At 48.9% G+C, this 15,853-nt stretch carries 14 protein-coding genes; 9 read left to right on the top strand and 5 right to left on the bottom strand.

Features of this window, described 5'->3' with window-relative positions; genetic code table 11:
• Nucleotides 1-4: 4 nt before the first annotated feature.
• The 7 genes from F0316_RS06730 (at nucleotide 5) to cobB (ending at nucleotide 6,782) form a co-directional block, all read left to right on the top strand.
• On the top strand, nucleotides 5-661 hold the full coding sequence (locus F0316_RS06730) for a TorD/DmsD family molecular chaperone (RefSeq protein WP_101411347.1): 657 nt from the start codon (nucleotides 5-7) through the stop codon (nucleotides 659-661).
• Between the two features lie 76 nt (nucleotides 662-737).
• Complete coding sequence (locus F0316_RS06735) at nucleotides 738-935, top strand: twin-arginine translocation signal domain-containing protein (protein WP_000711977.1); 198 nt, start codon at nucleotides 738-740, stop codon at nucleotides 933-935.
• Nucleotides 936-946: 11 nt separating this feature from the next.
• The gene (locus tag F0316_RS06740) at nucleotides 947-3,802 is read left to right on the top strand and encodes a formate dehydrogenase subunit alpha (protein ID WP_002043916.1); all 2,856 of its coding nucleotides are present in this window, start codon (nucleotides 947-949) and stop codon (nucleotides 3,800-3,802) included.
• 11 nt (nucleotides 3,803-3,813) lie between these two features.
• The gene (gene fdh3B, locus F0316_RS06745; RefSeq protein WP_000113430.1) at nucleotides 3,814-4,422 is read left to right on the top strand and encodes a formate dehydrogenase FDH3 subunit beta; all 609 of its coding nucleotides are present in this window, start codon (nucleotides 3,814-3,816) and stop codon (nucleotides 4,420-4,422) included.
• Nucleotides 4,423-4,428: 6 nt separating this feature from the next.
• Complete coding sequence (locus tag F0316_RS06750) at nucleotides 4,429-5,496, top strand: formate dehydrogenase subunit gamma (protein WP_172625974.1); 1,068 nt, start codon at nucleotides 4,429-4,431, stop codon at nucleotides 5,494-5,496.
• Complete coding sequence (locus tag F0316_RS06755; protein ID WP_149560333.1) at nucleotides 5,483-5,905, top strand: hypothetical protein; 423 nt, start codon at nucleotides 5,483-5,485, stop codon at nucleotides 5,903-5,905. The genes F0316_RS06750 and F0316_RS06755 overlap by 14 nt, the downstream gene beginning before the upstream one ends.
• Nucleotides 5,906-6,041: 136 nt before the next feature.
• Entirely contained in the window at nucleotides 6,042-6,782 is a 741-nt protein-coding gene (gene cobB / locus F0316_RS06760) for a Sir2 family NAD+-dependent deacetylase (RefSeq protein WP_000056950.1), read from the top strand.
• A gap of 134 nt (nucleotides 6,783-6,916) precedes the next feature.
• Here the strand turns inward: cobB and F0316_RS06765 are convergent, their stop codons facing one another.
• Nucleotides 6,917-7,399: a YajQ family cyclic di-GMP-binding protein gene (locus tag F0316_RS06765; protein WP_001138886.1), complete on the bottom strand. Its 483-nt coding sequence runs from the start codon at nucleotides 7,397-7,399 to the stop codon at nucleotides 6,917-6,919.
• 11 nt (nucleotides 7,400-7,410) lie between these two features.
• On the bottom strand, nucleotides 7,411-8,472 hold the full coding sequence (locus F0316_RS06770) for a 3-deoxy-7-phosphoheptulonate synthase (protein ID WP_001128802.1): 1,062 nt from the start codon (nucleotides 8,470-8,472) through the stop codon (nucleotides 7,411-7,413).
• A 262-nt stretch (nucleotides 8,473-8,734) separates the two neighbouring features.
• Here F0316_RS06770 and F0316_RS06775 point away from each other — a divergent pair, with 262 nt between their 5' ends.
• Nucleotides 8,735-9,211 carry a PaaI family thioesterase gene (locus F0316_RS06775; RefSeq protein WP_000950847.1) on the top strand — a complete coding sequence of 159 codons (477 nt, stop codon included), beginning with the start codon at nucleotides 8,735-8,737 and terminating at the stop codon, nucleotides 9,209-9,211.
• Here the strand turns inward: F0316_RS06775 and F0316_RS06780 are convergent.
• Entirely contained in the window at nucleotides 9,204-10,553 is a 1,350-nt protein-coding gene (locus F0316_RS06780; RefSeq protein ID WP_149560334.1) for a hypothetical protein, read from the bottom strand. The genes F0316_RS06775 and F0316_RS06780 overlap by 8 nt on opposite strands.
• Before the next feature lie 101 nt (nucleotides 10,554-10,654).
• Here F0316_RS06780 and F0316_RS06785 point away from each other — a divergent pair, with 101 nt between their 5' ends.
• A complete protein-coding gene (locus F0316_RS06785; RefSeq protein ID WP_000608145.1) occupies nucleotides 10,655-11,488 on the top strand; it encodes a CvfB family protein in 834 nt (277 codons plus the stop codon).
• Nucleotides 11,489-11,669: 181 nt separating this feature from the next.
• Here F0316_RS06785 and rsmF read toward each other — a convergent pair whose 3' ends face one another.
• A complete protein-coding gene (gene rsmF, locus F0316_RS06790) occupies nucleotides 11,670-13,091 on the bottom strand; it encodes a 16S rRNA (cytosine(1407)-C(5))-methyltransferase RsmF (RefSeq protein WP_000553489.1) in 1,422 nt (473 codons plus the stop codon).
• A 120-nt stretch (nucleotides 13,092-13,211) separates the two neighbouring features.
• A complete protein-coding gene (locus tag F0316_RS06795) occupies nucleotides 13,212-15,851 on the bottom strand; it encodes a PqiB family protein (RefSeq protein ID WP_057556194.1) in 2,640 nt (879 codons plus the stop codon).
• Nucleotides 15,852-15,853 lie beyond the last annotated feature (2 nt).

Genomic DNA, 15,853 nt, shown 5'->3' on the forward strand with positions numbered 1-15,853 from the left:
ATCTATGCGTTCACAGTCAACACATTCACAGTCAATGCGTTCAGATATTTACCTGCTGCTCGCCACACTGCTGCGTGATGTGCCCTCAGCAGAGCTGTGCACCTTTCTAGCCGAATTGGACTTTGAGGCCAATGGCACCGAAATGGCGAAAGCGTGGCAGGCGATATCCGCCGCCGCACACAACGCTCAAGCGGACTCTTTGGCTGACGAGTATCAAGAGCTGTTTATTGGTATCGGTCGTGGTGAAGTGGTGCCTTTTGCCTCATGGCATCTAACTGGTTCATTGATGGAAAAGCCGCTGGCTGAGATTCGTGATGATTTGAGCCGCTTAGGGCTAGAGCGTGATGAGCAAGTGCACGAGCCAGAAGATCACATTTCGGCGCTGTGCGAAACCATGGCTTATTTATGTGAGCAAGGTGATGACGAAAATGCGGATGCGCAGACGCAACAAGCGTTTTTCAACCGTCATATCGCACCGTGGTTTGGCAAACTGGTGAGCCAAATTCGTCAGGCTCCTCATGCCCAATTTTATTTAGCCGTCGCGCAGCTTCTAGATGCTTTTTTGAGTTTAGAACAAGTGGCGATGACACAAGCACCAAGCAGTCGCAAGAATCGTTATCGGATCGAGGTGAAAAACCTGACCGATAAAGCTGAGCAGTGAACAAACCGGAATGAAAAGCAGACGTCTTAAGACGCACAGCTAAGTTGCTAAAACTTAAGCAATAAGGAAGCAATCGATGAAAAAAGAGAACCAAGTAAACCAAAGCAGACGCGATCTGCTTAAAGGGTTAGGCACAGCGGCTGTTGCTGGCGCTGTCGTCGCGGGGGTCAGCACTCAAACGGTCGCCAGTGAAGCAAGCACCGAGAGCAAAGAGCCGCTGAAAAAAGGCTATCACGAAACTCAACACATTCGTGATTACTACAACACGCTATAGGAGCCAACCCGATGAGACTCATCAAACGTTCAGACAGCGTGACCAAAGAGCAAAATCAGCTCGGTATTAGTCGTCGTGCCTTTATGAAAAACACGTCACTGGCAGCGGGCGGAGCGGCGGTTGGTGCCTCTTTGTTTACGCCGGGCATGATCCGTAAAGCTCAGGCCAGCGACGTGGATCGCAGCGCAAAAACGGAAGTAAAGCGTACCATCTGTTCACACTGTTCCGTCGGTTGCGGTATCTACGCTGAAGTACAAAATGGTGTTTGGACTGGCCAAGAGCCGGCTTTTGATCATCCATTCAACGCGGGCGGTCACTGTGCGAAAGGCGCAGCATTGCGTGAACACGGCCACGGTGAACGTCGCCTGAAATACCCAATGAAGTTAGAAGGCGGCAAGTGGAAGAAGATCTCTTGGGAACAAGCCATCAATGAAATTGGTGACAAAGCGCTGAAGATCCGTGAAGAGTCAGGTCCAGATTCGGTTTACTTCCTCGGCAGTGCTAAGCACAGCAACGAACAAGCCTATCTGTTCCGTAAAATGGCTTCCCTGTGGGGCACCAACAACGTTGACCACCAAGCGCGTATTTGCCACTCCACCACGGTTGCGGGTGTAGCAAACACTTGGGGTTATGGTGCAATGACCAACTCATTCAATGACATGCACAACTGTAAGTCGATGCTGTTCATTGGATCTAACCCCGCCGAAGCTCATCCAGTCGCGATGCAGCACATTTTGATCGCGAAAGAGAAAAACAGCTGCAAAATCGTGGTTGCCGATCCTCGTCGTACCCGTACTGCAGCAAAAGCGGATTACTTTGTTTCCCTGCGTCCCGGTAGTGATGTTGCCTTTATTTGGGGCGTGCTGTGGCACGTGTTCAAAAATAACTGGGAAGACAAAGAGTACATCCGTCAACGTGTCTTCGGTATGGATGAAATCCGTGCTGAAGTGGCCAAATGGACGCCTGCAGAAGTTGAGCGTGTCACAGGCGTAAGCGAAGAAGAAGTCTACAACACCGCGAAAATCCTTGCGGAAAACCGTCCGGGTTGCGTGGTTTGGTGTATGGGTGGTACTCAACACACCACAGGTAATAACAATACTCGTGCGTACTGCATCCTTGAGCTGGCGTTGGGTAACATCGGCAAATCGGGCGGCGGTGCCAACATTTTCCGTGGTCACGATAACGTGCAAGGTGCAACCGACCTAGGCGTGCTTTCTGATACATTGCCGGGTTACTACGGTTTGACCGAAGGTTCATGGAAACACTGGGCAAGCGTATGGGGCGTGGATTTCGAGTGGATCAAAAACCGCTTTGACCAAGGCACTTATAACGGCGCATTGCCAATGGAAACTCCGGGGATCCCTGTCTCTCGTTGGATCGATGGAGTACTGGAAAACAAAGACAACCTGCAGCAACGTGAAAACATTCGTGCCATGTTCTATTGGGGTCATGCGGTGAACTCGCAAACCCGCGGCGTGGAAATGAAAAAGGCGATGCAAAAGCTGGATATGATGGTGATTGTTGATCCATACCCAACGGTTGCGGCGGTAATGAACGATCGCACCGATGGAGTGTATCTGCTTCCAGCGACCACTCAGTTTGAAACCTACGGCAGTGTGACGGCGTCTAACCGTTCTATTCAGTGGCGTGATCAGGTGATTGAGCCGCTGTTTGAATCCAAACCTGATCACGAAATCATGTATCTGCTCAGCCAAAAACTGGGGATCGTCGATCAACTGTGTAAAAACATTCGCGTTGAGAACAATCAGCCACTGATTGAAGACATCACCCGTGAATTTAACCGCGGTATGTGGACGATTGGTTACACAGGACAAAGCCCAGAGCGTTTGAAAACGCACCAACAGAACTGGCACACCTTCCACAAAACCACGTTGGCGGCCGAAGGTGGCCCTGCGAATGGCGATACTTACGGTATGCCTTGGCCATGTTGGGGAACGCCAGAGATGAAACACCCCGGCACGCACATTCTTTACGATACCTCGAAAACGGTCGCCGAAGGTGGCGGTAACTTCCGTACCCGTTTTGGTGTGGAGTTTGAAGGTAAGAGTTTGCTGGCGGAAGATAGCTACTCGAAAGGGTGTGAGCTGCAAGACGGCTATCCAGAATTTAGCGATAAGCTGCTGAAACAACTCGGATGGTGGGATGACTTAACCGCGGAAGAGAAAGCCGCTGCAGAAGGCAAAAACTGGAAAACGGACCTTTCTGGTGGTATTCAGCGTGTCGCGATCAAACACGGCTGTATTCCATTTGGTAACGCGAAAGCGCGTGCGATTGTGTGGACATTCCCAGACCGCGTACCGCTGCACCGTGAACCGCTGTATACACCACGTCGTGATCTGCTGGCTGATTACCCGACGTGGGATGATCAAGCGTTCATCTTCCGTGTGCCAACGCTGTATAAGTCGATTCAAGCGCAGGATAAATCAGTGGAATACCCGATCATTCTCACCTCAGGTCGCTTGGTCGAGTATGAAGGTGGTGGTGAAGAAACCCGTTCTAACCCTTGGCTGGCTGAACTGCAACAAGAGATGTTTGTTGAAGTGAACCCGAAAGATGCTAACGATTTAGGCTTTATGGATGGAGATATGGTTTGGGTTGAAGGTGCAGAGAAAGGCCGCATCAAAGTCAAAGCTATGGTGACACGTCGCGTAAAACCGGGCATGGCGTTCTTACCATTCCACTTTGGTGGCAAGTTCCAAGGGGAAGATCTGCGTCCGAAATATCCAGAAGGTACACAGCCTTACGTGGTTGGGGAAGCGGCAAACACCGCCACGACCTACGGCTACGATCCTGTCACCTTGATGCAGGAAACCAAAGTCACCCTCTGTAACATTCGTAAAGCGTAAGGAGCTTACCCATGGCAAGAATGAAATTCCTGTGTGACACCAAACGCTGTATCGAATGTAACGGCTGTGTCACGGCCTGTAAAAATGAAAACGATGATGCGCTGGAATGGGGCATCCAGCGTCGCCGCGTAGTTACGCTCAACGATGGTGAACCGGGTGAAAACTCGATTTCCGTGGCGTGTATGCATTGTACCGATGCACCTTGTATGGCGGTGTGTCCTGCAGACTGCTTTGTGCATACCGAAGATGGCATCGTACTGCACAACAAAGATCTTTGTATCGGTTGTGGTTACTGCTTGTTTGCTTGTCCGTTTGGTGCGCCGCAGTTTCCGAAACAGGCGGCGTTTGGTGAACGCGGTAAGATGGACAAATGCACCTTCTGTGCTGGCGGCCCTGAAACAGAGCCGGGTTCAGAAGAGGAACGTCGTAAATACGGAGCCAACCGTATTGCGGAAGGTAAACTGCCCATGTGCGCTTCTCTCTGTTCTACCAAAGCTCTACTAGCGGGGGATGCGGAGAAAATCTCCGATATTTTCCGTCAACGCGTGGTTGAACGTGGGGCGAAAGGTGCCGGTTGGACGAACGGTGAAGATCTCGCCTATGACGCAACTCGGAGTTAAGTGGCTATGAGACAACAACTTTCTCGCGCCACTCGTTTTGTGCTGCCTTTATTGGCAGCACTGCTGTGCTGGTTGGCTCAACCCGTGATGGCAGAAGAGAACGCAAAACCGGATGTGGTGCAAAAAGAGATGACCCAACTGGCTGGCGCAGACTTTTGGCGTCAGGTACGACAAGGCGAAGCGGGTTACACCACGTCTCAGTCTCCTGAACATGGCGTGTTGATCAGTAAACCGGGTGAAACTTGGTTTATCCTTAAAGAGAAATGGATGTCTCCGGCTGGTGCGGTGGCGATTTTCGGCAGCATAGCAATGGTCGTGCTAGCGTATATCGCAGTCGGTCCGCTGATGCTGAGTAAGCCGCGCACCGGACGTAAGCTCAATCGCTGGTCACGCTCAGATAGGGCGCTGCACTGGAGCATGGCGTTTACCTTCCTGACCTTGGCATTCAGTGGCTTGATGCTGGTGTACGGTAAGCACTTCTTAAAACCGTATATCCCGAGTGAGCTGTGGGGCTGGATCATCTATGCCGCGAAGCAGTATCACAACTACATGGGGCCACTGTTTTTCATTTTGCTGATGTTTGTACTGCTCAAGTGGTGGCGCAAATCCATCTTCAATAAAGTGGATGTGCAGTGGTTTATGAAACTCGGTGGCATGGTTGGAAAATACAAAGGCACACATCCTTCAGCAGGCTTTTCCAATGCTGGGGAAAAAGCCATTTACTGGTTACTGATTGTGTTTGGAACCTTTGCGGCCATTAGTGGTTTGGTGCTCGACTTCCCGATCTTTGGTCAAACACGTCGTGATATGGAACAGTCGAACCTCATTCATATGTTCTCAGCCTTGATCTTAATCTGTGGCTTTATCTTCCATATTTATATCGGTCTGTTTGGTATGGAAGGCGCATTAGAAGGCATGGTGACCGGCAAAGTGGATGAAACGTGGGCGAAAGAGCATCATGACCTTTGGTATGAAGAAGTAAAACGCCGCGGTGAAATTGAAGAGGTAAGTGCGGAATCTCAACCCGTCTCATTCAATCAAACGAAAGGAGAGGTGAGCCATGAATCAAGATAGAGCGCACAAGTCAGTGTGGTTTGTCTACATTGCAAGCTTGCTGACACCATTCACCTGCTTGCTCTCGGGCGTGATTGGCATTATCTATGCGGGTTACCGACTGGATAAGAACCAAGATGGTGAGATAGCGAATTCCCATTACTATGGCTTAATTCGTAGCTTCTTCCTCTATCTCACTTTCTTCGTGGTGTTGATTGTGACGGTAGCGACCACGAACGGCATCATCATGGGTGTGAATCGCTACTGGATGCCGGAGTCTTGGCTTGCCAAGCTCGGGCATGGCATCCCTTATGTAGGCGCACTCATTGCCGTTGGGGCCATCTCGATCTGGATCTGGCGGATGACCCAAGGCATGCAGCAGTATCAAAATAACTTACCGCATTCTCCCTCCAAAGGGCCGAATTTGTAATACAGGTCTAGCGTTCAACACCCAGCACTCGCTGGGTGTTTTTATCCTTGTTACTACTATGGTCTAATCCCCGTATTCTAGGGTTGATAACGCTTCGGTGTTAAGCTTAAACAAAAGCCGAGAAAAGGAATGGGTTATGAGCTTACCGTATCGACATGTTGTGATACTGACTGGTGCAGGCATCTCTGCGGAGTCTGGCATTCAAACTTTCCGTGCTCAGGATGGGCTGTGGGAAAACCATCGAATCGAAGATGTGGCGACACCCGAAGGGTTTCAGCGTGATCCCGACATGGTGCTGGAGTTTTATAACCAGCGCCGCCGTAAGCTACTCTCTGACGCTATTCAGCCTAATCCTGCACACCTTGCTCTTGGCAAACTGGAAAAAGAGTTGCAGGGCAGTGTCACTGTGATTACCCAGAACATTGATAACTTGCACGAACGTGGCGGCAGCCAGAACATTATTCATATGCATGGAGAGCTGCTGAAAGCGCGCTGTCCTGAGTCCAATCAAACGGTCGAGCAAAAAGAGGATATCCGTCATGGCGATCTGTGCCACTGCTGCCAAATGCCTGCACAGATGCGCCCACACATTGTCTGGTTTGGTGAAATGCCGCTACGCATGGGCGATATTTACGCCGCGCTTGAACAAGCAGATCTGTTTGTGTCTATTGGCACCTCTGGGGTGGTTTATCCTGCGGCGGGGTTTGTGCATGACGCACGTATGCATGGCGCGCACACCATAGAGATCAATTTGGAGCCAAGTGCAGTGGAAAGCGAGTTTGCTGAGAAGCGCTATGGTAAAGCCAGTATTGAAGTGCCAAGGTTAGTGGAAGAAATCTTAGCCGCTCAGGCGCGAGCGAAAGAGAGTGCAGCTTAAGTGCTGTTGGTTATTTATGTGATGACTTGAGCAAGAATACCTACATTTAGTTCGCAGCAACGACAAACGCCCCGTTTTTGGGGCGTTTGTTTAAAGCGAAACCGTGCACTTTAATACACGTGCTTTATCTCAAACTATTCGCGGAAGTTATTGTATTGCAGCGGTTGCTCAAGGTTGGCCTCGCGCAGCATCGCCATCACTTCTTGCAAATCATCGCGCTTTTTGCCCGTGACGCGTACTTTGTCGCCTTGGATCGAAGCTTGCACTTTGATTTTGGCATCTTTGATCAGTTTGACGATTTTCTTCGCCAGTAGCGCTTCTAAACCTTGCTTGAATTCTGCTTCTTTGTACCAGTTTTTACCGATATGCACAGAATCCTTGGCTTTCATCGCACGAGCATCCACACCGCGTTTGGCGAGATTACCGCGCAAAATATCCATCATCTGACCGAGTTGGAAATCATCTTCGGCGGCCAGTTTTACGGTCTCTTCTTTCAGCTCAAAGCTCGCATCTACGTTACGAAAATCAAATCGGCTAGCGAGTTCACGCGTTGAGTTTTCGACTGCGTTACGCAGCTCAACCGCATCAATTTCTGAAACAATATCAAAAGAAGGCATGAGGTATTTCCTTAGTGACGAGAACGACGGACTTTGATCGATTGAGCCAGCATATCAAGCATGGTGGCGGTATCTTCCCATCCTAAACAAGGATCGGTGATCGACAGACCATAAGTCAGATTATTGAGATCGTGCATTGGCTGATTGCCTTCCACAAGGAAGCTTTCCGCCATGATGCCCGCAATTTTGTGGCTACCAGCTTCAATTTGCTGGCAAATATCGCGCGCGACATCCACTTGTTTACGGTGTTGTTTTTGACAGTTCGCGTGGCTGAAATCCACCACTAAACGCTCTGGTAAGTTGAATTGTGCCAACTGCTGGCAAGCTTCATTAATCGAAGCCGCATCAAAGTTCGGTCCGCTATCACCACCACGCAGAATAATATGACCAAATGGGTTACCACTGGTACGGTAAACCGTCATACGACCATTCTTATCTGGCGAATAGAAGTAGTGTGACGCTTTGGCCGCGCGGATCGCATCAATCGCGATTTTCACATTACCGTTAGTGCCATTTTTAAAACCCACAGGGCAGGAGAGCGCAGAGGCCATCTCACGGTGAATTTGCGACTCAGTGGTACGCGCACCAATAGCGCCCCACGTGATAAGGTCAGCGATGTATTGGCCTGTGATCATATCGAGAAACTCGGTCGCGGTAGCCAATCCGAGCTTGTTTACATCAAGCAGCAACTTTCGCGCTTTATTGAGACCGGTTTCTAAAGCGTAAGAGCCATCTAAGTTTGGATCGGTGATCAGTCCTTTCCAACCCACCACAGTACGTGGTTTTTCGAAATAGGTCCGCATCACCACAAAAAGCTCATCAGTATAGTTTTCTTGTAGCGCAGCAAGGCGGCGAGCGTAGTCGATTGCAGCATCGGTATCATGCACCGAACAAGGCCCCACTATCACTAATAGGCGATCATCTTCACCGGTAAGAATGCTTTCAATTTGGCGACGAGACTGCGCGATCCGTAGCGCAACTTCATCAGTGATAGGATGTGCGTGACTTAATTCTGCCGGAGTAGGCATAGGTCCCAATGCTTGGGTTCTTAATTCATCGGTTTTCAGTGGCATAGGAGCGCCTGTCCTTTTATTGCGAAGCGCTAAAGATAACGAATTTGTCAACGAGAATAAACCATTACGCCGAAAACAGCTGAGGAAAGGGGTGTAAATTGAAGTAAAAACCGAGCATTTGACCAAACCGACTGCGTAAAAGCAGACTTATCTCTTCACTTTGCTCAGAAAGCGTCGTGGCTCTGCATTTTGTTAACATTTGTTTGACATTTATTCAGCGATCGATTGAAGTGGTCGGACAACTTACTATTGCGGAGTTTTTATGCTGTCACCCTTAGCAAAAGCCAACCTCTATCTTAATCTGTTCGGCTTTTTCAAAGTCCCTTTGATCTGGGCGTGTCGTCCGAAAATTCTTTCGCTAAACGATCAAGCGGTTGAGGTTCGTATCCCTCTGAAAAGACGTAATAAAAATCACCTCAATAGTATGTATTTCGGTGTACTTGCGGTGGGCGCCGATGTCGCGGGCGGTTACATGGCGATGCACAAAGCCAATCAACGCGGTAAATCGGTTTCCTTGGCGTTCAAATCGGTGAGAGGCGAATTTCACAAACGCCCAGAAGCGGCGGTGCATTTTCATTGTGTAGAAGGTGAGAAGATTGATCGCATGCTAGACGAAACAGCGCGTACCGGAGAGCGGGTTAACCAAGAAGTACACATTATTGCGACCTGTCCTACGCTGCATGGCGATGAGCCAATGGCGGAGTTTTGGTTAACCCTTTCACTGAAAATCGCTAAGTAAGTGGGATGGATTCAATGTCCACAATTCGACTACGGTTCAACACGATTTTCCAGCGGTAGTAAGCCGGCTCACCTTTATGGTGTTTTTCTTTCACGATCAGATTTAACAGATGGCGTTTTTCCACCGATTCGCGACTGACTTGTCCGTTGTTGAGCTGATAAATATGATTTGAGCCTTTATCCATCTGGCGCATGATGGCGCGCAAATCAATCATCATGGTTTCTCGTGTCTCTTCATAGCCACTCATAAAACGGGATGTCGACATTTCCGTATGAGAACGATAATGCAGGATCTGCTCTTCACGCTGCACAATACGTTTTTTCCGAATCGCTTGAATGCGATCCGGCAGCTCACTTAGTTTTTTGTAATCCAGCCACTCTTCTTTGTCGCCCACTTGCTTACCGGTCGTCGGGTCGAAGTAGTGACGTCGCCATTTTGCTTTGCCTTTGCTTATCCAGCGCCACAGCATATCGCGCAGGTCGTCTTTAAAAATTTCCCGCAGGGCATAGATAAAGGACATAGCAATGATGAATGAGGCGGTAATTTCTCCCCAGTAATCACGTGCGGAAATGGCGGTAATGGTCACTGCCACCATCACTAAACCTGTAGCTAAACCTTTCACCGCACGTTTGGTGTTATTCCCCAGCGATGACACTTTTTCATTGAGAATGACCGGATGCTCAATCAGGCGACGCAGTAAACGCATTTTATTACTGAGACGAGTAATATCTTGGTTGGCCTTATCTGAGTTGTACTGGTTAAGGGTGCGATGTGCTTGCTCTTTCTCAACCAGCGTGATCAATCGGTCTTTAATGGTTTTGTATTCATTATCACGGGTCATGTGCGCAATCATGGATAAGAAGCTCTGCTCAGTGTACCAAGAGAGGTAGTTATCAATGTTGGCGTAGTAACGCTTGAGTTGCTCTTCGTAAGGAATACTGCGGCGCAGGCGACGCAAAATATCCAGCGACAGCTCAATCACGCTATCGACTTCTTCTGCTGTCACCGTATCGCTGGTGTTGTTGAGCTGAGAAACCGCTTTATCCAACGCAATCACATACTGATAAGCAAACAAGCTCAAGCTCACCCGATATTGGGTCGTGGAGAGATGCCCACGTTGAGCAAGGCGGCTGTGAACCAGAGGTAAAAGGATCTGGTCGCTGTAATAGGCACGTTGCTGGTGGATTGAACTGTAGAAAAACTCCGACTCCGAAATCACTTCGGGTGAAATATCCAACTCACCAGGAATAAAGAGATAAAAATGAAGATCGAGCTCTTTACTGCCCGTCATCTGGCTGACAATCGTCAAGGTTGCCGCATCTTGCTGCTGTACGGTAATCAACGAAAACTCCTGTAAAAATTGCCCGATTTATTGCTCGAATGCGAGAAAGCATAACAGAGATAACGTATAATCTCTGCAAATTTGCTGTGAGACAGTTTTATATGATTAACATTGGTCAAATTAATAGTTTAGAAGTGGTGAAATTCGCCGAATTTGGTGTTTTTTTGGATGCAGGAGAATACGGCACTACCTTGCTGCCTAAGCGTTTCGTGCCAGAAGGTACTGAAATTGGGCAGTTTATTGACGTTTTCTTGTATTTTGACTCTGAAAACCAACTCGCTGCCACAACTGAAACGCCAATCGCGCAAGTCGGCGAGTGGGGCTTAATGAAGATCGAGGGCGTAAATAGCACTGGGGCGTTTGCCAACTGGGGCATCAAAAACAAAGATCTGCTTATTCCATACAGTGAGCAGCGTGCCCGTTTTACCGCTGGCCAAACCGTCTTAGTTTACGTCTACACCGATAAAGCATCGGGGCGTATTGTCGGCACAACCAAGTTCAACAAGTGGCTTGATAAAACACCAGCGAAATACACGCCAAACCAACAGGTTGATTTACTGATTGCGGAACGTTCTGAACTTGGCTTCAAAGCGATTGTGAATGGCACACACTGGGGCATGATTTTCTCCTCAGATGTCTTTGGCAAGCTGTTCATCGGTAAGAAGCTCAAGGGCTACATCAAGAGTGTACGCGAAGATGGCAAAATCGACCTGTCCCTGCAAAAAGTAGGGGTAGAAAAAATGGATGAGCTCAGTACTAAGATCTTAGAAACCTTAGAGAAGAAAGGAGGTTTCTTACCGCTGAGCGATAAATCGACACCTGAAGCCATTTTTGCCACTTTTCGCACCAGTAAAGGCACGTTCAAAAAGACCATCGGCGGTTTGTATAAGCAAGGCAAAATCGTCATTGAAAATGATGGAATTCGTTTAGCCTAACCCTATCTTTGGTAACAAGAACCCGAAAAAAAGGCCCAAAACGTAAGGTTTTAGGGCCTAGGGGAATGGCTCCAAAGAGCCTGCGCTAATGGAAAATCTAGTCAGTTGCTTAGTTCTAAGCCTAGTACAGATACTGAAATTAGCGACAGGTTTTTAGAATTTCATACTATAGTTCAGCCAATCAAAATAGATTTTTGTCTCTAACTAGCTCTCTTGGCAGTCCATTCTTCACGCGATTGCCTACCCATTTTCCTAACCCAATCACATCGTTAGCGTAACGGACAATCACTTCACCTTGACCACTTTGTCCTTCTGGTCTGACATCTCTGCCCATAAACCATTCTCGTGCTTGCGTGGTATCCAGTTCGACACTGTGAATCGCACTTGAGGATGCAAGACAAGTCGCCACTTGATGCTGCCATCGATAACCGGACTTATGTGCTTCAGCAATTTTGATTCCCATGCGAGAAAAGCGCAGCTCACCCAATAAGGGCTCTAAAGCTTCGGGGAATAGCCACACATCGTTATCGCGCAGCCAGACCTGTGAATCCGAGGGCAGCTCGATTCCAAGAGACTTTTGAAGTTGCTGAGCAATCTCAGCTTGCTGCTTATGGCTCGCTTTGTTAAACGGAAACTTGCCTAATCGCTTGTTGACCTCTGGCGTTGTCACGGAGGCCAGTTTACGAATTTTCGCGACAAAAAAGCCTTCACAATCGTACATTTGCGGGAAAATGTGCAGGAAACCTTCTTCGGTAAGGGCGAGCGATGCGTGCTCAAACAAATTCCCCAGTGATTCAAAGCTAACCGCATCACCATATGTCTGTTTTAAGTGCCAGCACACTTGCTGATTCTCTTCACGGCTCAAAGTACAGGTTGAATACACCAGCGTGCCGCCCACTTTGAGCGCCTGAAATGCGCTTTCAATTAAGGCTTTTTGAGTGTTGGCAATACTTTGAATCGACTCAAGGCTCCAGTTTTTCATCGCATCAGGATCTTTGCGAATCGTACCTTCACCAGAGCAGGGCGCGTCAATCAACACCGCATCAAAACGCTCAGGCAACCAACCTCCAAACACACAACCATCAAAATTACTCAGTGCGGTATTACGAATCCCACAGCGCTCAATGTTGGCGTGCAGCACTTTCACTCGGCTTGCGGAAAACTCATTGGCAACCAACACGCCTTGGTTGTCCATTAAGGCGGCCATTTGCGTGGTTTTCGAGCCCGGAGCCGCCGCCATATCCAACACAGAGTCATAGTGCGCATTCCCCATAAACAGGGCTGAAACGGGCATCATCGAACTGGCTTCTTGGATATAAAACAGCCCAGCCATATGCTCAGCGGTATTACCCAGCGGGACTAAGCTTTCATCGGCATCAATCCAAAACCCATTCTCACACCAAGGTACTGGCGTCAGTTGCCACTCTTTCTCAGCGGCGCGCTGACAAAACTCTGCAACAGAAATTTTGAGTGTATTAACGCGAATGCTTTTGCGCAGAGGCCTTTGGCAAGCTGCAATAAAATCAGCAAGCTGAGTGGGATCTGGCAGTATTTTCGCCATCGACGCGATGAATGGTTCGGGAAGGGAAATGTTCGGATGCACAAGCGAGTTCCGTAGATGAATAAGGGCGGCGATTATAACCAGATAAGGCGGTGACATAAAGGATCGCCGAAAAGTAGAAAAGCAGCACAAGGCTGCTTTTCTTCACGTTATCTTTTGCGACTAAGGCTTAGGGATCGGTGTGCGCCACTTGGTCCATTCCTCTTGGGCTTGAGGGTAGAGGTAGAAAGTATGCCCTTCAGGCGCCGCAGGCGTTAGCTGTTTCTGCTCTGGCGTCGCGAAGGTGATCCCGCCGCGCAACATGCTGTCAAAAGTACCGGCTTTCACATTCGCGCCAGTAATGCCAATCGACATATCGAGCCCAGAGACATTCCAGAATACGCTGTTTTGACGCAGCAAATAGGTGTACTGCGGAGCTATACGAATGGTGGTGATCACGCGGTCGGCAAATTCACCTAAACGTACATCAATCACTTTGCCCACTTCAATATCACGATACAGAATCGGGGTGCCCACACTCACCGAGCCGCGTTTTTCACTCTGCAAAGTGTAAGTATTGCCAGCACCACCATGGCGCGCCTCTTTGTGCAGTTCAAACTCAAAACGACTTTCACCATTGCCAGGTTGTACTTCAATACTTTGTCCCAACAGGTTCTGCACGTTTTCAATACCGCTTAGGCCAATTTTGGCTTGTGAAAGCCAGAATTGTGAATTCTGCTTGGCAATTTTCGGGGCGTATTGTGGCTCGATACGCGCGGCGAGTTTGACGAAATCCGATTCAAAATCAGGAATGATTTCAAATACCTCGCCAATTTGTACGCCTTGGTATTGCACTGGCGTACCCACTTTGACTCCCAATGTGCCAAGTGCGGTCAGCGTGATTTTCTCACCATAGCGACGTGCATGATCGTAGTCGCTGTAGAGTTTCCACATCGATCCGACTTTGTTTTCAATTCCGGGCAGATTATCAAAGGCGATGCCACCGCGGATCAGAGTCTGTAATGGTGCGGCTTTTACATCTACGCCATCCATCGACGCTTTGATTTCTACGCCTGAGCGGTTCCAAAAGACCGAATCTGGTGTCAATAAATGCTGATACTGCTTTTCGATGGTCGCTTCAATCTGCACGCCTTTAGGCGTAAGAGTAAAGCCCGAGATACTGCCGACTTTCAAATTGCGATACAAAAGGGGAGAGCCAGCATTGATTGAAGGCAGTTCATGCGCAAACAGCGTTAATGAACGAGAGCCAGACTGATTGTATTTTGCCAATTCAGCCAGAGACTGACTCGAGTAGAGTCGATACTGTTCAAGCGGTGTGCTACTGCCTTCACTGGCAAAACTGATCGACCCAAGCAACAGTTGTTTCGCGGGTGGAATAGAAACAGAAAGCCCCGACTCCGTAAGCTCAGCCGCCGCACTGCCAGTGACGTAGAAACGGTTTTGCGAGCGGATCAATGCGCCATATTGCTCATCAATCAATACGTTAAACTCAACATAATCGAGTTTAAGATTCACGGCAGTAACGCTACCTACGGCCACGCCGCGATACAAAATCGGGGTTCCCGCTTCTAAACCGAACGAGTTATCTGCCACAAGATTGAAACTGATGCTGTTGGAGCGCGCATACTTAAATTCATTTTTGCGTACGGCCTGAAAGTTACGCGTGCGCTCTCCGGCTCCGGGGATCAGGGTGAGGTAGTTGCCCTTCACAAGATTGGTCAGGTTCTCCACCCCGGTTAATGAGACTTGTGCTTCTTCAAGGACAAACTGGCTGCCGCGATTCAGCATATCGCTAAACGCAGGCTGAATCGCAGCAGAGGCTACGATACTTTTGCGGTTTTCGGCCAGCTGCAAATCAGTAATTTGGCCAATTTCAATACCTCGATACATGATGGGGGCGCCGGACGCGGAGATGTTGTTGTCATCCGGTAAAGTGATCGATACCGCAATACCGCGCCCCGCGGTTTTTAAATCGCGATAGAGACGAAACTGCGCATTTTGTTCTACGGGTTTGCCTTCATCAGGCGAATCGACCGCAATCGAGCCGCCAATCAGCGCGCTTAAGCTTTCTAGACGAACATCGACCCCTTCAAAGCCGATACTGGCACCAATACCACTCACGTTCCAAAATCGGCTTTCCGTATTAATGATGTGTTGGTACTCCTCTTTGATCGAGGCTTGGATAGTCACCGACTGCGCATCGTCATCCAACTGATAGCTAAATACTTCACCAATCGGGATTTTTTTATACACAATCTGCGAGCCGACCGAGATGCCACCTAAATCGCGAGCTTTGAGAGAAATGGTCAAGCCGCGTTGTGCCAGCAGATCCGAGGGGGCTGAGTCCAGCGCTTGATATTGTGTTGGATAATCCTCTTGATGCGTTGAACCCGGTTGGATCGCAATATAGTTTCCTGATACAAGCGCATCTAGCCCAGAAACGCCGGATAAACTCGCCGTCGGTTTGACCATCCAAAAACGCGTTTGATTGGAGAGAAGCTTGGTGGCTTCTGGATAAATATCCGCCTCGACGTAGATACTATCCAATCCTTCAGAGAGTTTGATGTCGCGCACCATCCCCACTTCCAATCCTTGATAGCGAATGGTGGTTCGACCTGCGATTAAGCCTTGCGCGTTTTCAAAATGAATTTGAATCCGCACTCCAGCATCATGCACCGCTTTAAACACCAGCCAACCCGCTAAAATCATGGTCACTATGGGTAAGATCCACAACGGAGAGATGCCCCGACGTTTACGGATTTCCGGTGTGTATGACGTTTGCGTTGTATTTTCTTGACTCATTC

This window comes from Vibrio cholerae (assembly GCF_008369605.1).
Taxonomy (GTDB): domain Bacteria; phylum Pseudomonadota; class Gammaproteobacteria; order Enterobacterales; family Vibrionaceae; genus Vibrio; species Vibrio cholerae.